The 16583-nt window shown below is 62.2% G+C and carries 11 protein-coding genes and 1 tRNA gene; 1 reads left to right on the top strand and 11 read right to left on the bottom strand.

The genetic code is table 11. The features are described from left to right. Nucleotides 1-137: 137 nt before the first annotated feature. The 4 genes from BMIN_RS00095 to BMIN_RS00110 all read right to left on the bottom strand — a co-directional run bounded on the left by BMIN_RS00095 (nt 138) and on the right by BMIN_RS00110 (nt 6941). On the bottom strand, nt 138-2411 hold the full coding sequence (locus BMIN_RS00095; protein ID WP_051126476.1) for a protein kinase family protein: 2274 nt from the start codon (nt 2409-2411) through the stop codon (nt 138-140). A 57-nt stretch (nt 2412-2468) separates the two neighbouring features. Then, the gene (gene murJ, locus BMIN_RS00100; RefSeq protein WP_081648080.1) at nt 2469-4259 is read right to left on the bottom strand and encodes a murein biosynthesis integral membrane protein MurJ; all 1791 of its coding nucleotides are present in this window, start codon (nt 4257-4259) and stop codon (nt 2469-2471) included. Further along, the gene (locus tag BMIN_RS00105; protein ID WP_022861796.1) at nt 4256-6382 is read right to left on the bottom strand and encodes a DUF6049 family protein; all 2127 of its coding nucleotides are present in this window, start codon (nt 6380-6382) and stop codon (nt 4256-4258) included. The genes murJ and BMIN_RS00105 overlap by 4 nt, the downstream gene beginning before the upstream one ends. 70 nt (nt 6383-6452) lie before the next feature. Continuing rightward, nucleotides 6453-6941, bottom strand: coding sequence for an NUDIX hydrolase (locus tag BMIN_RS00110; RefSeq protein ID WP_420796708.1), 489 nt, complete (start codon nt 6939-6941; stop codon nt 6453-6455). A gap of 245 nt (nt 6942-7186) precedes the next feature. Between BMIN_RS00110 and BMIN_RS00115 the strand changes: the two genes are divergently transcribed. Next, on the top strand, nt 7187-8611 hold the full coding sequence (locus BMIN_RS00115; protein WP_026647627.1) for a CCA tRNA nucleotidyltransferase: 1425 nt from the start codon (nt 7187-7189) through the stop codon (nt 8609-8611). 42 nt (nt 8612-8653) lie between these two features. Here BMIN_RS00115 and BMIN_RS00120 read toward each other — a convergent pair whose 3' ends face one another. From BMIN_RS00120 to BMIN_RS00150, 7 genes are all read right to left on the bottom strand, one after another. Beyond that, nucleotides 8654-9277, bottom strand: coding sequence for a LytR C-terminal domain-containing protein (locus BMIN_RS00120; protein WP_022861793.1), 624 nt, complete (start codon nt 9275-9277; stop codon nt 8654-8656). Further along, nucleotides 9274-10248: a 4-(cytidine 5'-diphospho)-2-C-methyl-D-erythritol kinase gene (locus BMIN_RS00125; RefSeq protein WP_152595239.1), complete on the bottom strand. Its 975-nt coding sequence runs from the start codon at nt 10246-10248 to the stop codon at nt 9274-9276. Before BMIN_RS00125 ends, BMIN_RS00120 begins: the two co-directional genes overlap by 4 nt. Further along, nucleotides 10229-11110, bottom strand: a complete 882-nt coding sequence (gene rsmA, locus BMIN_RS00130) for a 16S rRNA (adenine(1518)-N(6)/adenine(1519)-N(6))-dimethyltransferase RsmA (protein ID WP_022861789.1) — start codon at nt 11108-11110, stop codon at nt 10229-10231. Before rsmA ends, BMIN_RS00125 begins: the two co-directional genes overlap by 20 nt. Nucleotides 11111-11171: 61 nt before the next feature. Next, nucleotides 11172-12665, bottom strand: coding sequence for an aggregation-promoting factor C-terminal-like domain-containing protein (locus BMIN_RS00135; RefSeq protein ID WP_022861788.1), 1494 nt, complete (start codon nt 12663-12665; stop codon nt 11172-11174). 499 nt (nt 12666-13164) lie between these two features. Further along, nucleotides 13165-13238: transfer RNA gene (locus tag BMIN_RS00140), tRNA-Thr, on the bottom strand. Between the two features lie 143 nt (nt 13239-13381). Beyond that, the gene (locus BMIN_RS00145; protein ID WP_022861787.1) at nt 13382-14356 is read right to left on the bottom strand and encodes a DsbA family protein; all 975 of its coding nucleotides are present in this window, start codon (nt 14354-14356) and stop codon (nt 13382-13384) included. A 131-nt stretch (nt 14357-14487) separates the two neighbouring features. After that, nucleotides 14488-16356, bottom strand: a complete 1869-nt coding sequence (locus BMIN_RS00150; protein WP_033395795.1) for a serine/threonine-protein kinase — start codon at nt 16354-16356, stop codon at nt 14488-14490. Nucleotides 16357-16583: the final 227 nt, after the last annotated feature.

Raw genomic sequence — 16583 nt, forward strand, 5'->3', positions numbered from 1 at the left:
CACGGCCCGCATCCCGGCGCATAGGGGCATTGGGATGAACCGCCCATGACCATTGATCATACGGCGTGAAAGTTTACATCGTGGTTCCCTCCGTTTGGGCGGGAACGTCAATACATCAGGCAAAGCCTAACCGAGCATCAGTAAAGCTTAACCGAATTGATGTAAAGCTGGTTGTTCGGAAGACTGTCGATCGGTACCCACAACATGAAGTCCTGCGCCTTGATGGGCTTGGTGAGCTTTACGTCGGTGGTGCCACTGGTATCGAAGGTGAACTTCGCGACCTGCGTTCCCTGGGTCGGGTCGTCCGTCGTCTTTGCGAGAAGATAGCCGGTCCCCCCTGAGGAGCGGATGGTGATGACGAAACGATACACCGTCTGTTCGGAACTGAGATGCATGTAGTAGCCGTATCCCTGCTGGTTCGCGGGATTCGTGAGGAACTCCTGCTTATCGATGTCAAAGGGCGTGTTGTTCTGCGGAACGGCGGGCGTCGGGACCGCGGAGACGGTTTTGTCCAGATGAATGACCGTCGACTTCTTCTTTTCCGTTGCACTGGACGATGACGAAGCCGAGGACGAGCTGGAGGATGCGGATGCGGATGACGAAGCCGAGGAGGATCCCTGTGAGGAGGTGGCGGTCTGGTCGCCGAAGGGGACGTCGTTGAGGTTCATTTCGGGCCACGGACCGCTTGCACTTGATGACACGCCGCCTTGCGAACTGCCCATGAACTCACGGAGTGCGAACGCCAGGGCCACGGCCACGATGGCCGCGATCACGAAAACCGCGATCACCTTTGTCGTGAACCGGCTCAGCAGCGGCGTGTCCGCCAGATCCGGTTCATCGGGATTCGCGGCCTCGCCCTGTTGGGACTTGGGAACGAAGCTCGGTGGAAGCCCGGCGGCTCCCGCCTTCTCCTTCGCCTGCTTCTCGGCAAGAAGTGACCGCGCCGATTCCTGGCCGGGGAGGACAAGCGACCCATCCTCCCCGAAAATCGGGATGCTGCCGGTCGATTCGGTGCGCGGATGATAGCTGAAGTCCGTGTCATGCGGTCTTGCGTGAGGGACGGGAGCGGGGAGAGGTTTGGTCGAGAAATCGAAGTTGACGGTTGAGGCCGTTTGACTGTGCCCGTTCTGGGGGGTCTCCAATGTGGGGAACAACGATCCGCCTGTCTCCGCATCCGTCGGAGCGAGAATGTCGGCCATCTCCGCGGCGGCAATGTCATGGAAACGTGGATCCGGCGTTGGCGTGGACGGCGCCGGCGTCGGGGCCTTCTGACGGTCGTCGACGTCGCCTCCGGATAGCATGGACCGGCCTTTACCCCACAGCGAGCGCCATGAATTTGTTGATGCGGTTTCGCTGGGCAGGGCGGGCTGGATGGGTGACGTGGCCGGCCCATATCCGGTCCCGGCGGCAGGTGGTGTGGATCCCGTTCCTGTGGCGGTTTCCGCCCCGGAGCTTTCCACTGAACGTGGGGGGATTTTGGTGAAGGTAGCGGTTTGCGACATGGGAAAGATGCTGCTGGGCATGGCGGCCAAAGGGCTGCTGGCGACGATGTCGTCCGGAACGGGCACGAGATTCGGAGGATCCACCTGACGGATGTGGACATTGATGATGGAATTATCCCCGTCGATGCCGGGAACCGCGATATCCGTGCCATTAAGCGATTCCATGGGAGTCCATGAGCCGAGCAGGGCGGTGAGTTCGGACAGAGACGCCATGGGAATGGTATGCCGGCTTCCCTGCTGGGGATCGTCTATGCCGAGGCCCCGTGCGCAGATAAGGCGTAGCTCACTTGGCGTTTGGACGTCCAACGCGTTGATGTCGAAAGACGGATTGACGCTTGATGGCGTTCGCATCAGTAGTGAGTAGAGGACCGCCGCCAGCTGTCGCGTGGCCAGCTGTTCTCTGGGAAGTCCCGAGGGCGCGCCGGACATCTCGGAGAGCAGGGGACTGATCGGGGCGTCCGTTATCTGGACTCCGGTCAGGGCGATGCGGATTGTGTCCGTGCTGACGGATTCATGCGTTATGCCATCCACCAGCAGCTGCTGCTGAGCCCTGGCGCATTCGCCGATAATCGTTCGTATGGCCTCGTACGAGAGGGTGTGCCCGGCGGGTCCCTGAAGGTAATCGGTTAATGACAACCCGCTGTCCAGCGCCGTGACGATCACGGCCACGGGACCGGCGTGATGAAGCTGGAGCACGCGGGTGCAGTGCGTGTTCCGCGACAACGCCAACGAGGACGCGATCGAGTTGACATGCGGCAGTGAGGATTTGTCGTTGACGAGGAACAACTGGCAGTCGCGGGCCAGAACACGGTCGCTTGCCTTCCATGCCTGCAATCCGTCGACGGTTCTCAGACGTGTCACCAGCGTGTACCGGTTGATGATCGTGTCTCCCAGACTGGGCTTGCTCATTGTTCAGACTCCATACGATGCGTAGGGCATCCCACACTATGTGATGCTGAGGTCATTCTATAGATGCCCCTGGCCGTATGGACGGCCATCATCACCGTTGCGATTATGAGTGTCGCGACGGCGATTCCGTGTGGGGTCGTAATGCTGGATTCCGCGGGTGGGCCACATCCCATGATCCTGGCGCGATGCCGCCGATTCCCTTAACCAGATAGGAAGCCTCCGTCTGAGTCGGATCCACGTGGTCCGTAGCTCCTCAGAGCGCAGCACCCATAATGTCAGGAGATACACGGGAACCAGAACGACGGTCAGGATGACGCAGATGACCATGGCCTGAATCCACGTCATCGATGCCCACGTCGCACCGACCAGATGATAGGTGGCCGGACGAACGAGCAGACCAGCCGCGATGGCGAAGGCGGCCGCCACTGCGGACTTCGAATAGCATGCCATGAGGCGGTGCCCATCGATGCTGTCGTTCAGGCGACGTCGGAGCATCATCATAAGGGCGGGGAACGCCAGAATCGTGGATAGGGTGACGGCCAGCCCCTGAAGGGTCACCCAATGCTCGGGCGGCAGAAGCCGGATTCCGATAAGAAGGATCAGAAGATGCACCGCCTCCTGCATTACCGCGAAAATAAACGGAGAACGGCCATCCTCGAAAGCGAAGAACGAGCGCTGGATGATCAGATAGGCGCTGGACAGGGGAAGGCATATCGCCAGGGCCGTGAGCGGACTGGCCATCAGCAGGGCCTCCTGGGTGCTGATGGAAGGAAGAAGCGATTTAGCAATGGGGGCGGCCATCACCATGAATGCGGCGGCGAAGAAGCACATCATCACGCCGACGTCACGGAGCGCCTGACTGATCTCATTCCGGGCCGCCGTGAGGTCATGTTGTGCGATGTGTCGTGAGATAACGGGGAAGACCGCCGTCGAAACGGACACGGCGATAAGGGAATACGGCAGGATCCAGAGGGTGTAGGCGTTCTGATAGGTGGCGTTTCCCGCGACCGTAAGCTGGCTGGCCCCGTGCAGTCGGGCCGCCGTGATGGGGGCGCTGGTCGTCACGCGTGTATCAACGATGGTGACGAGCTGCCCGACGATCACGATTCCCAGACTCCACGCGGCCACGGGTCCCATGGATCGCAGGCCGATTCCATGCAGGCCCAGACGGGGTCGATACCGTATCCCGGAACGCGCCAGAGGCAGGAACAGCACCAACGCCTGGAAAGCAACGCCCAGAGTCCATGCACCGGCGGTCAGAGCGATGGGAGCCGCCGTCCAGAACTCGAGCGGTCGGGAATCGGCCTTGCCGAACAGCAGAATGAAGATGACGAATCCCAGTGCGCTGATGAGGTTCGCGCCCACGGAACTCCAAGCGTATGCCCCGAAACGGTTCTGCGCGGCCAGGATCTGTCCGATGACGGTATAGAGCCCGTAGAAGAAAATCTGGGGCATGCACCATAAGGTGAAGGCGTTCGTCAGCGCCCTCATGTCCTTGTCGCCATTGGTGTAGAGCCAGGTGAGAAGAGGCGTCGCGGCGGTCATCGCCACGGTAATCACAATAAGCAGCGTCAGGGCGACGGTGATCAGCTTGTCGAGCTGTTCCTTCGCGTTCCGCGATTGCAGGGTTCTGACGATCTGAGGCACGAGGACGGCATTGAATATACCGCCTGAGACCAGAGTGAAAATCACCTGGGGGATCATCGAACCGGCCTGATAGGCGTTGGCGGCCATGCCGGTCGTTCCGATGGCCGCCGCGAGGAGAATGCTGCGAATCTGGCCCGTGACCCGTGATGCGGCCGTGCCCACGGCCATGATCATCGAATTGCGGCTGGTCGAGGCGCTCATTCGTCAGGATCCTTGCGCCGGTGGAATTGACGCCACAGGCCGAGAACCGCGAAGATGACGGCGATGACGATGATGACGAGACCGCTTTTGTCGTTGATTTGCAGGGAGCTGGTGATGGTCGTCGTCCGTTCATCGGAGATCGCATCGCCGTCGCGGTCGAGTACGGCGATGCGCGCGATGGCGGATCCGGACGTCGCAACCCGGATGGTGAAGGTCACCTGCGTCTCGCTATGGGCCGGGATGACGGCCTCGCTGAACCGCGACGTCACGATTTCCATGGAGTCGGTCAGGGAGGAGAGCTTCACGTGAACTGGATAGGGATTCGCGTTGCTGACGGTGACGGGCATCGATGCGGTCTCGCTGACCACGGTCACGCCCTCGGAGGGAGTGAGGGTGATCGCCGAGTACAGACTCTTCGCGATGGAGGACGCCTTGGCGCTGAGGGACGTGCGCGAGGCGTCACTCAGCGGCCATGCGAGGGATCGTATGGCAATGGCCGATTGGGCGGCCAGCAGCTCCCGTGTCCAGTGACCCTGCTGCGTGGCCGCGGTGCTCGACGTGGTGGGAGATGGCGAGGAGGATTCATCAAGGACTTTGGTCGAGAATCTGGTGATTTCGGAGCGTGACGTGGTGAGCGATGACAACGTGCTATGGAGGGATTTCTTCCGCGCAGCGCTGATCCCCGATGATTGCGGAAGGACCGCCAGGGCCTGCGATCCGCTGAGATAGGGTTTCTCGTTGGACAACGTCGTCAGATCCGTGAGGGTCAGCCATGATGCGCTTTCGATGGACGTCATAAGCTCCGCGGCCTCCTTGGGCGTGGTGGAGGCGTCAAGAAGAACAAGAGGATTACGTGACACATAAGGCTCCTGCATCTGGAAGAACGCGCTTTGCGCCATGAAACGGGCGAGGCGGCCGGCGCTCGTGCCTTCGGCGTCCGCCGACGCGGAGGTGGATTGCCCCTGCGCGAGTTGCGAGAGGATATCCTGGGCCGCAAGAACCGTCACATTTCCCGAATCGGTGGACACGACATATTTGCCGGTGTGGATGGTGCCGGTGTCCTGTCCGTTGAAGTCGCCCTCGGCGATCACCGTCGTGAATCCTTGCCGCGCGGCCGTGGTCAGTGCCGCGCGCGTCCACTGTCCGCTCCCCTGCCAGGCGTAGGAACTTATTGCGGCATCGTCGTCCCCCAACGACGAGCGGGCCTGGTCGAGGGCGGTGGATGCGCTCCATGAGGATTCGTCGATTCCCGCGTCGGACAGACTCTTGCTGGATGCCGTAGCGGCGGCGGTGATGTCGAAGGCCGACGTCTGCATGATTCCCGAAACCTTGAGCGGTGTGGTCGATGCCTCCACCACTTCGGGATCCGCTATTGATTGCAGAAGCGGGTGTGATGCAAGCACGCGCTTCCAGTCGCGGAGATCATCGGCGCTTGGGGATGCGAGGGCCGTGATGCCGGCGCCCGTCCGCGCGTCCGACGCGTCCGAGCTCGTGGTGCTCGGCCCCTTCGTCAGAAGCGATGACAGAGTGCTCGTGTTCGTCGACCATCGTCGGGAGGTGAGCGGAACCGCCACGGTAAGGCTCATCGCGGGAGTCTTCACCGATGACAGACCATCATTGGACCGCGTCAGAAAGGTATGCGCAGTGACCTGACGGGCCGAGTCCGAACTCGTCTGATACTCGAGGAGAAGCGGCTTGGGCCCCCATGTGGTGAGCTTCTTCATCGCCTCGTCCTGGGAGTCCGCATCGATGCTCACGCTTATGTGTGATTCGGCTTGTATCGAGGGAACGGAGATGGTGGAGAGGGTCGTCGGCGTCGGGATCGGCGTCTTCGCGTCGGCCCATTGCTGGATGTCGTTCTTGGAGACGAAGGTGTACCACGGGTTGGTTGATGCCGTCAGCGTGCCGCCGGGAAGGGTATTGGACGTGGGGTTGCTGATGGTCGCGGTGATGTGAAGGCCCGATGTCGCCGTGACGACGGACGTTGACGCGGTGATCGCGATGGTGACATCATCCCCCGTCGTGGACTCGTCCGCGCTCGCCTGATCGAGGGGCTCCGCGGCGAAGAGGATGCCGGCAAGAAGCGAGAGGGTCGCCATCAACGCGATGGCCATGTCCGACATGCGGGACCCCATAAGCCGCGTGCGCCTCGGGCCTGCGCCGCGTCGCGCTTTTTTGGATTGTGACATGACCCTACCTGTTGAGTCTTCTGGCATAGAGCCAGACGATTTTTCTTTCGTTGGGATAGCTGAGCACGTCGTCTAAATCGGTGAACCGGACCCATATGGCGGCCTCCGCCTCATGGTCGGGATCACCTTCGACGGTGAGGTCACCCGAGATCCGGTGGAGCGCGAAATGATGAACAAGCTTATGGACGCGTTGATTGCTTCCGGTGAACCAGTAGTCGATCGTGGCGATCGAGTCCACCACTTCGCCGAGAATCCCCGTCTCCTCGTGGACTTCGCGCACAGCCGTCTCCGGGGGGGTCTCCCCCTGCTCGATGTGCCCCTTGGGCAGGCACCATTCCAGATGTCCGCTGCGGGAGTGCCTGGCTATGATCGCCACCTGATTTTCCGTATTGAAGATCAGGCCTCCGGCGGAGTACTCCCTGACGACGGGCAGCTCCTGCGCGTCAAGCGATGCGAAGGTCGTCGGAGTGTCGGAGGTGCGGTGGGCGGGCATGATGGAGGGCGTCGGCGTGCCGGATCCGGCGTCTTCGTGCGCGCCATCCGACTGATGGCTCCGTGAGCTGTATCGCAGCAGACCGTCCGTGGCTTCGTTTTGGGCGCGTCGGAGCCTCGCATCGGCAATCATGCGAGCAAGGTCGGCGGGGGTGGTCATGTCTCTTACCTTACCCAAATCAATGTGCAGGTGCGGTGACGGTATGCTGGAAGACGCATAAACATGCCTGCCGTGAAAGGGTTCGTGTGAATAGTGAAGTCTGGCCTGAGGCCATTGAGTTGGGGAAACTGTTCGCCACGCGAGGTTATGAGCTCTCACTGGTGGGAGGTCCCGTGCGTGATCTTCTCCTGCACAGGCCCTCGCATGATCTGGATTTCTGCACGTCGGCGCACCCCGAGGACTTTGAGGGGATCCTTCGGCAGTGGGGGCATGACGGGTTCTGGGATATGGGACGTAAGTTCGGCACGTTGGGCGCGATGCGCCGTCGTCCGGATGGGACGGAGGTCAAGGTCGAGGTGACGACCTACCGGTCCGATGCCTACGAGTCCGATTCCCGCAAACCCGAGGTCACCTATGGACGCTCGCTTGAGGGTGATCTGTCGCGTCGGGATTTCACCGTGAACGCGATGGCCCTCAGGGTTCCCGATCTGACGTTCGTCGATCCCTTCCATGGCGCGAGCGATCTGGCCAATGGGGTTTTGCGCACGCCGATCGATCCTCGACGGTCGTTCGACGACGATCCGTTGAGGATGATGCGGGCCGTGCGTTTCGTCGCGCAGCTGGGATTCCATATCGAGCCGGAGACCGCCGAGGCCATCACCGGCATGACCGATCGAATCTCCATCGTCTCCGCCGAGAGGGTTCGCGACGAGCTGGTGAAGATGCTGTTGTCCGATCGTCCCCGAGAGGGCGTCGAGGCCCTGACCGATTCGGGGCTGGCGGATGTCGTTTTCCCGGAGATTCCGGCATTGAAGCTTGAGATCGATGAGCATCACCGGCACAAGGATGTTTTCGGGCACACGATGGTCGTTCTCGATCGAGCCGTGGCGCTGGAAACCGGCGACGACGGTCCGGTGCCCGCGCCGGATCTTACGCTTCGTCTGGCGGCGTTGATGCATGATATCGGCAAGCCCCGGACCCGTCGATTCGAGGGCGGCGGGAAAGTCAGCTTCCATCATCATGATGTCGTCGGGGCCCAGATGACCCGGAAGAGGATGAAGGCGTTGCGCTTCGACCATCATCTCATCCATGACGTGTCCACGCTTGTGGAACTGCATCTGCGCTTCCACGGGTATGTCGACGAACCCTGGACGGACTCGGCGGTGCGGCGTTATGTGCGCGATGCGGGTCCTCTGTACGAACGGCTCAACCGGCTGACGCGCGCGGATACGACCACGCGCAACCAGCGCAAGGCGAGGATGTTCTCCGCGGCGATGGATGATATGGAGTCCCGCGTGGACGCGTTGCGGCATGACGAGAATCTCGCGGCCATACGTCCCGAGCTTGACGGGAACGAGATCATGGGCGTCCTTGGCCTTGCGCCCGGCCCCGTGGTGGGTAGGGCGTACCGCCATATGCTTGACTACCGTCTTGATAGTGGACCCGTGGGCAGGGAGAATGCTCTGAAGGAGCTGCGCCGGTGGTTTGACGAGCAGGGACGGCAGGAGTAGCCGAAGTAGGCGAAACGCACGCGGTGGCGTTTACTATGGCGTCTACTTGACGGCGGGATGCTCGATGGCTTTGGGAAGAGAGGTCATGGCCGACGCGTCCTTGCAGCCCTTGATGTTGTCGATGGCACTGCCCGCCGCGGGGACTTTGCCCTTGCTGCGGAGGTTCTTGAAGGTCGATCCGAGGACGATGTCCACGAGCTTGTCGGTTCTGTCATCCATGACCATCATGGCGTCGGTGAAGTTGCTATTGACCGTGTAGGCGTCGGAGATGGCGTTCTTGCCGAAGTAGATAATCGTGCGGTCGACGTTCGTCGCGGAATAGTTGCCGATTGAATTGACGGCGAACCCCCTGTTGGCGAGGGCGTCCCCGACCGCCTGCGCGAATCCCGATGATGGCGTGCCGTTGAGAACGCGGATGGTGACCTTTGCCGAGCTCAGATACTTCGCCTCCGGATTGGCTTTGTCGGTGGGGGCGCATGGGGCCGCCTGACCATAGTTGGGGGCCGCCTCGGGAACCGACTGAAGTCCGGCGCCGCCGATATGGAAGAGGAACACCGAGGATGTCAGCACCATGACGAGCATGACCACGCCAAGAACCGTGAAGACGGTTCTTTGGCGTTTACGCACGTATCGTCTACGCTCCTCGCGCTCATCTTTTCCTGTCATGCTCTTCTCCCTGCCGCGGTCATTATGGGTTTTACTGTATCCTTCGCGTCTGACTCCCCCGTGGTCCGATGCCGCACGTGGATGGATGGCGTCGCGGGGCAGCGGGCGGTGATGACGTAGTCGACGGCATGGTTGTCGCGCCAGAGCGCGGACAGAGCCCGGGCCATCGCGACATCTGTGCAGAAAGCCGCCACGGTCGGTCCCGATCCCGATACGACGGCATGGCGGGCGCCGGCCTTCAAGGCCATCCGCACGGCATCGCCACTCCGTGGATGCAGGGAGATGGCCGCGCGCTGCAGATCGTTGTCGTCGCCCGTCCCCGCTCCGATCCGGTCGAAGGCCTCGTAGACCTGGGCCGTCGAAAGGCGCTCGTCATAGGCGCCGAGGATAACCGGTCCCGTGTACCCGCTTCTGACGAGACTCCGGTATTGCATGGTGCTGCGGCCGATTGGGCTGATGATATCGCCGTATCCGCCTCCGTGGGCGAACCCTCCGGAGAGGCAGAAGGGCATATCCGCGCCAAGATCGGATGCCACGGCCTGCAGACGAGCCAATGGCCAATGGAGTTCCCAGAGCCTGTCGAGCGCGAGGATGGTTCCCGCGGCGTCCGTTGATCCTCCCGCCAATCCTGCGGCTATGGGTATGCGTTTGACGATGTCGATGCGGATGTCGTCCTCATGCCCGCTGATGCGGGACATGGCCTCCAGCGCGCGCATCGCGTGGTTGAGGCGGCCTCCCAGATCGGAGGCCATCCAGTCTCCCAGGCGCTCGCCGGACATGCCCAGCGACGGCCCGGCCCCCTGCGGGCGCTCGGACACGGTCACCGTATCCATGATGTCCACTCCGGCGTAAAGGGTGTCGAGACCGTGACGGTTCCCCCATTCCGCGTGTCGCGCGGACACGTGAAGGGTCAGATTGACCTTGGCGGGGCAGCTCACCGAGACGATGGTCTTATCGGACGTCGCAGGCATCGGCATCCCCTTCCGCTTCACGTGCCAAAGCCGAGAACTCCTCTATTCCCAATGTCTCCCCACGTCTGCCGGAATCGATTCCCGCTTGCAGGAATCCCTCCTCCGACACGAGTCCCCGGAGGGCATGCCTCAGCGTTTTCCGGCGCTGCCCGAAGGCGGCATCGATGATCTCGAAAACCCGTCGACGCATGTCGTCGTCGCGGGCCCGTCGCTCGCGGGTGAAGGAGACGAGAGCCGAATCCACGTTCGGCATGGGCCAGAAGACGTTGCGCCCGACGATTCCCGTTCGTTCGGCATGCCCGTACCACGCGAGCTTCGCGCTGGGCGCGCCATACGCCTTCCCTCCGGGGGAGGCCACCATGCGGTCCGCGACCTCCTTCTGCACCATGACGGTGAAGCCGTGGATGGAGTCGAAGCGTTGAAGCAACGTCAGCACAAGCGGCGTGGCGATGTTGTACGGCAGATTAGCCACCAGAGTCAGGTCCCGGCGCTGGCCGCAATCCGGAAGATCGTCAGGCGTGAGGGCCATCCCGTCCTTGATCAGGACGCTGATCCGTCGCGCCGCCGCGGGCATGAACTCCGTGATCGTCGCCGCCAGACGCGCGCCAAGACGCGGATCGATTTCGATGGCGGTCACACGGCATCCCGTTTCGAGAAGGGCGAGAGTCAGAGAACCCAGACCTGGGCCCACCTCGATCACCGAACTGTCGGCGGTGACGCCCGAGGTGCGGACTATCCTCCGTACGGTTCCGGGATCGATGACGAAATTCTGGCCTAGCTTCTTGGTGGGGACGAGATCAAGCTCGGCGGCCAGACGCCGGACGTCGGACGCTCCGAGTAACCGGCCCTCAGTCGAGGTCATAAGTCAGCTCCTTGAGGAGACGGCGGGTGGTGCATATGGTTATCGTGGCGTGCGGCCGGTGTCAGTACCAATGATATTTGTTCCACCATGCGCGTGCCTCTGATGGACTCCCATAACGTTCGCTAATGTAATTGAGACCCCACGATATCTGGATCGCCGCGTCATTACGCCAGTCCGCACCGAAGGCGGCCATCTTGCTGGCAGGAAGCGCCTGCGGGATGCCATAGGCGCCCGAGCTCGCGTTCTCCGCCGACCACATCCAGCTGGATTCATGGTTCCAGATCCAGACCAGATCGGTCCATTGCTGTCCGGTCCAGCCATATGCAGCCGCGGCTCCCGAAGCGTAGGCCTGTGCCTGAGCAGGGGTGGGATGCCATAACTGCGCCGTGGAGGGAGTGTCGTCGTCATCATCGTCGTTGGGGGATGGCGACGGTGACGGGTCGGGAGTGGATGGGGTCGTCGGGCTTGTGGGCGTCGTGGGCGTCGTGGGCGTCGTCGGTTCCGTTGTCGGCTGCGTTGTCGGCTGCGGTGACGTGGGAGAGGTGCCGCCCGACGTCGACGTCGACGTCGATGGCGATGGCGATGGCGACGCGGTGTCGCTGTCGCCCCCGTTGGTGCTTCCGCTGGAGCTCCCACCGGCAGACGATGAGCTGGAACCGCTGCCGGAGCCGTCACCGGATGACTGCGAGGGCGTGGACTCGGAGCTCTCCGGACCGACGGCGATTATCTCATCCAAGGGCGAGGTGATGACCGTGGTTGAAGTTAGCTTTCGGCTATCCTCCACTCCATCGGCATAGGTCACGTCGTATGTGCGGCGAGTCGATCCCGTGACGCCCTTCTGCTTGACGACTTTTTCCCCGGGCGACAGCGAGTCGTCGACCACGGTCTGGGTCCCGTAGGGGGTGGAGATCGTCTCGGATTCGGTGCGATGCGTGATGCGCTGGACGCGCAGGATGGTCCGTCCGTTCTCCAACGCGACGCTGACCCTGTCGTTTTTGCCAAGGGTCACGCCAGCGGTGTCCAGAATCGAGGCGGCGGACGCTTTCCCGTTTTTCACGGTTGTCTTTTTCCCGTCCGCGACGACCGTCACCGGACCGTCCTGCCTGATAACGATCCCACCGGTCAATTGGTTGTAGACGTTGGATATGTTCACGGTAACGCGTTCGGACTGCTTCTCGTTCGACTGGAAGAACCGGAGCAGTTGTGTCGTGCTCGATGCCGTGGTCCAGAACGGAACGGCTTTACCGTCGATCGTGATCGTGGCTTGGTAGGCCTTGCGGATCGTGACCACGCTATGATTGCTCAGACTCCCACCCGTTGTGGAGCTGACTGAATCATGGCTTTTCACGTCGACGTTCTGTTCCGAGAGCAGGCGGTCGACGCTCATCGCGTAGGTCGTGACGGTTCGCGTCTCCCCATTGATGGTCAGTGCGACCGATTTGCGCGTCCCGACCAGAAAGGCGGCGACGCAGGCAAGGGCCACGGCGGCGACGCATATGAGGATGCGCAGACGCCGCATGATGATGACGTGCTGTGGTGTCCAACGTCGTGTCATCGGGTGTTCCTCCGTCTTCCGCTCCTGTAGCACATGCCGGCGGATGTCTTTCCGCCACGCGGTTGCGCCTAACGATCTGCATTGTACCGGCATGGGGATTCGGGACTTTGGGCACGCCCCTCATTCTGGCAGTCCTTGCACAATCCGCCGTGTCTTTTCCCGGACGCGGGTATCCGACGGGCGTGTTGCCGGGAGCAGAGGGAGCCATCGCGTACGATGCCGGATCGGCACCGTGGCGTGGTCTCCATGGATGGTGGCGCAGCGGTAAGGCGCCACGAACAGCAAGAGGGGCCGTCGTCATTGACGACCCATCCCTCAAGTAGTGGGGCGGGAGAGAAGGGGATATTTCCCGCCCCTGAGGGGGAGCGGGTTGGGGGATGCTCCGCCTCATGTGCCAGAAGCCAAAGTTGGGGGAAGGCTTCTGGCCTGCTTACTCGGGGGTAAGTCGAACTTCATGACACAATACACGCATTCGTGTGAGCGCGAAACACGCACCGAGAGCCTCCTGTCGGGATCGAACCGACGACCTGCCGCTTACAAGGCGGCCGCTCTGGCCATCTGAGCTAAGGAGGCGTTCATTCGTCGCCGCGAATCCTCTTCGCGGAGAGTAAACAACTGCACAGTAACTCCACGAAAAGACCTCGCCGCAAGGGAACGACAGTCCAGCATACCAGCATCGGGGACGACACGACCCAGGGACGTACCCGATGCATTCACTATTCGGTTGATTCGGTTGATGTGAAATCGGCGGGAGCTCCGGTTCCCCCTATCGACGGTAGCGCGGAGGAGTCGCCGATCTGGGATTCCTTCAGTCCGATGGCCTTCAAGATGCCCTGCTTGAGATCGAGTCCCGCCGTCGATATGGCGCTGAGATCGATCATGGTTCCATTGACCGTCACCGTGGGGGTCGACATGGAGCCGCTCGATCCCCAAAGCTCCTTACGGGTCGGAGTGTAGGTGTTGATCGCGGTCAGCCACTTCTGGTAGGTGCGTTCGAACGCCTTGTCGGCGACGGATTTGGGCACTCCGGCCTTGATCGCCTGCTGCTTGAGCTTCGCGTCGCTCACCGACTGGTAGGAGCTACCCTCATCGGGTTGGAATCCCTCGGCGTAGATATTGGATATGTAGCTGAGAAGGTGGCTGGGATCGCTATCATGATCGGCTATATAAGCGATGGAGCTGGAGGCGCGGCTTGAGTAGTCGTCGCTCGAACTGGAATCGAGGAACGACATGGGATGGATGTCGAGATTGATCTGTCCGGCATTGAACATGCTGATCAGCGTGGGATCCGTCTCCCTGTTGAAATTGCCGCACCCGGGGCACAGCGGATCCATGTAGATGGCTATCGTCGGCACGTCGTCGATGGTTTTTCCGTAACCGTTCTTCGAGAACAGTATCCCGCCGGTGTTCGATGCAGTGGACGGTTTGACGGACGAGTCGCGCATCGTCGAATAGGCGGCTTTCGTGCTCTGCGTCTGGGCGGCCGTGTTCTTATGGGTGTTGCGATAGACGACGACGCCGATGACTGCCACGAGCGCCACCACAACGATCGTGACGATCAACCCGATGATGGTCTGCTGCCGGCGCTCGCGCGCCTGCTGCTCGGCCTGTTGCCGTGCGCGCTCGCGTTCCGCGGCCCGACGGTTCGATCGTGATTGACGGGCGTTTCCCGGTCGATTGCCCTGAGCCATGCGAAGCCTTTCGTGAAGGAGTGGGGGTGGTCCTCATCCGCACACATCCTAATCGATGGAGCGTCGATTCGCGGCATGTATCTTATGGGGATTCGCGGTTCGCTGAATAGCCCATGCCGTGGTCACGGCGGTTACGGCACGAGCGGCGAGCATGTCAGGGGGTAGCCAAGAAGGAAAGGCAGGCATGCGAGGCATGAGATGATCGTCCAGACCACGATGGTGTTTCCCATACGGCGGTAGTCGGACGGCGCCGAGATGCTTCCCGCGCCATACCATGCGGTTCGCGCAGGTGCCGTGTTCACGGCGATCGTCCATGCGACGCCGACGATGATGGCCACGATGGCGCCCGTGGTGGAGGGCGTCTCTGCGCTGGGAAACGGAATCACGGGTGTCCAACCGCCTATGGTCATGGTGATGTCGGCATGGGTCAGCGCAGGCGTCATCATGGCGACGGCGATTGCAGGTACGCTGATCGCGACGGCGATCGCCGTCACAAGAAGCGCCGTACCCAGAGCCGATAGGACGAGCCACGGGGAGGCGGCCGCGCGCAGCAGTGCGTCGGACTTTTTCCACTGGCCTTCATGGTGCGCGGCGCGGCGCCAGCGGAATCTGCGACTGGCGCCGATTGCCGCGAGAATCCATAGCATGAGGCCGCCGAGAAGGATGGACCAGACCGGCACGACCAGGGAGAGAAGGGTGATGGGAATACCCGCGACGGTGACGCGGATGCGCCCTGAGCGACGTCGCCGTGACTCCTCCCCGATCGGATCCGCGGCTGGTGTCTCCTGCCCGAGACCCTGATAGTCGTCTTCGGGGAAGGGAGGGTACGTCGGATCGTACGTCGGATCTTCCGTCTCCCCCTTCTCCGTTTCCTCGTCGCTCGTGCGTCGTGGCGGGAGGGCCTCCATCGCCGTCGTCGGCTCCTGCCCGCCGGGCATGGTCCGTGTGGCCATCTGCGCGGTCGCGACGGCCGTCGTCGTCTGATCGGGATGAGAACGTCGTTCGAGGACCGTTCCGTCCATGGGCATCCACATCGTCCTCAGACTTCGCGGCGAGGACGCCCCGACGTCAAAAGGGGGCATCGCCGCCGTGCGGTCATCCGCGCCATTCGCGTCAGGATCGTCCTTGGAGGTGGCCCAGATGGATCCGTGGACGGAATCGGATCGAATCGCCTCCACGAGGCTCCGTGGATCCGGTCGTTCGTCGCGGTGCGGGTCGAGCGCCGATCGCAGGGCCTTCATCGTTGCTGGAGGGAGGCCCGTCAGATCAGCGTTCCCGGCGGCCTCCCGCTGGAGCACGGCCATCATCGGCGACGTTCCGAACACGGAACGTCCGGTGGCGGCGAACGCCAGAACGGAGGACAACGACCACCAGTCCGTCGTCTCGTCCGATTCCGCGCCCTCGATGATCTCCGGCGCGATGAAGCCCGGAGTCCCCATGACCAGTCCGGTTCGGGTCACGTGGCTCTGGTTCTCGCTCATGGCTATGCCGAAGTCCACGAGTACCGGTCCCCGGGCGGAGATCATCACGTTGCCGGGTTTGATGTCCCGATGGATGATGCCTGCGGCGTGAACGGCTTCCACGGCGTCCGTGAGGCGTTCGGCCAGCCGCTCGAGGTCTCCCCCCTTGTAGGCGCCGTTCGTGCGCACGTCCTCGCGTAGATCGTTGCCCTCGATGAGCTCGGTGACGATGAAGGCGATCGCGTCGTCCAGCTCCATGTCGACGATTCGGCATACCCCGGCGTGGTTGATCCGTCGAAGCGCCGTGGCCTCCCGGCGCAGTCTCTCCCGAGCCACTCCGCGATCCGCGGACTGGGTGGACGAGTCGTCATCCGATAGGGAATCGCGAAGGATCTTCATGGCGAACTCCTGCCCGCCTCCATCGCGGACGCGCCACACCGATCCCATGGCCCCTCCGCCCAGCCGGGATTCGAGGACATATCCTCCCACGATGTTCCCGGGTTCGAGATCCAGGGCGTTGACGTCACTCATATCACCCATCCTAGTGATGCCACGGGCGGTGCTTTCCTAGGGGGGAGTCGCCCCATACGCGCTCGCCGACGATCCCGGAGTCCCCCGCTCGGAGTCCCCCGCTCGGAGTCCCCCGCTCGGAGTACCCCACCTGGAGTCCCCCGTGCCGTGGTTTCCGCGCTGCTCCACCGATTCCTGCACCCTCTTTTCCCTTTCTTTGACCGGCGTCTCCGGTTTCTCTGACCGGAGACTCCGTA

The organism is Bifidobacterium minimum, assembly GCF_000741645.1.
Lineage (GTDB): Bacteria > Actinomycetota > Actinomycetes > Actinomycetales > Bifidobacteriaceae > Bifidobacterium > Bifidobacterium minimum.

Bases quoted from the DNA above. Each gene is read 5' to 3' on its own strand.
- BMIN_RS00095 (WP_051126476.1), bottom strand. From the start codon at position 2,411: ATGAGCAAGCCCAGTCTGGGAGACACGATCATCAACCGGTACACGCTG.
- murJ (WP_081648080.1), bottom strand. From the start codon at position 4,259: ATGAGCGCCTCGACCAGCCGCAATTCGATGATCATGGCCGTGGGCACG.
- BMIN_RS00105 (WP_022861796.1), bottom strand. From the start codon at position 6,382: ATGTCGGACATGGCCATCGCGTTGATGGCGACCCTCTCGCTTCTTGCC.
- BMIN_RS00110 (WP_420796708.1), bottom strand. From the start codon at position 6,941: ATGCCCGCCCACCGCACCTCCGACACTCCGACGACCTTCGCATCGCTT.
- BMIN_RS00120 (WP_022861793.1), bottom strand. From the start codon at position 9,277: ATGACAGGAAAAGATGAGCGCGAGGAGCGTAGACGATACGTGCGTAAA.
- BMIN_RS00125 (WP_152595239.1), bottom strand. From the start codon at position 10,248: ATGCCTGCGACGTCCGATAAGACCATCGTCTCGGTGAGCTGCCCCGCC.
- rsmA (WP_022861789.1), bottom strand. From the start codon at position 11,110: ATGACCTCGACTGAGGGCCGGTTACTCGGAGCGTCCGACGTCCGGCGT.
- BMIN_RS00135 (WP_022861788.1), bottom strand. From the start codon at position 12,665: ATGACACGACGTTGGACACCACAGCACGTCATCATCATGCGGCGTCTG.
- BMIN_RS00145 (WP_022861787.1), bottom strand. From the start codon at position 14,356: ATGGCTCAGGGCAATCGACCGGGAAACGCCCGTCAATCACGATCGAAC.
- BMIN_RS00150 (WP_033395795.1), bottom strand. From the start codon at position 16,356: ATGGGTGATATGAGTGACGTCAACGCCCTGGATCTCGAACCCGGGAAC.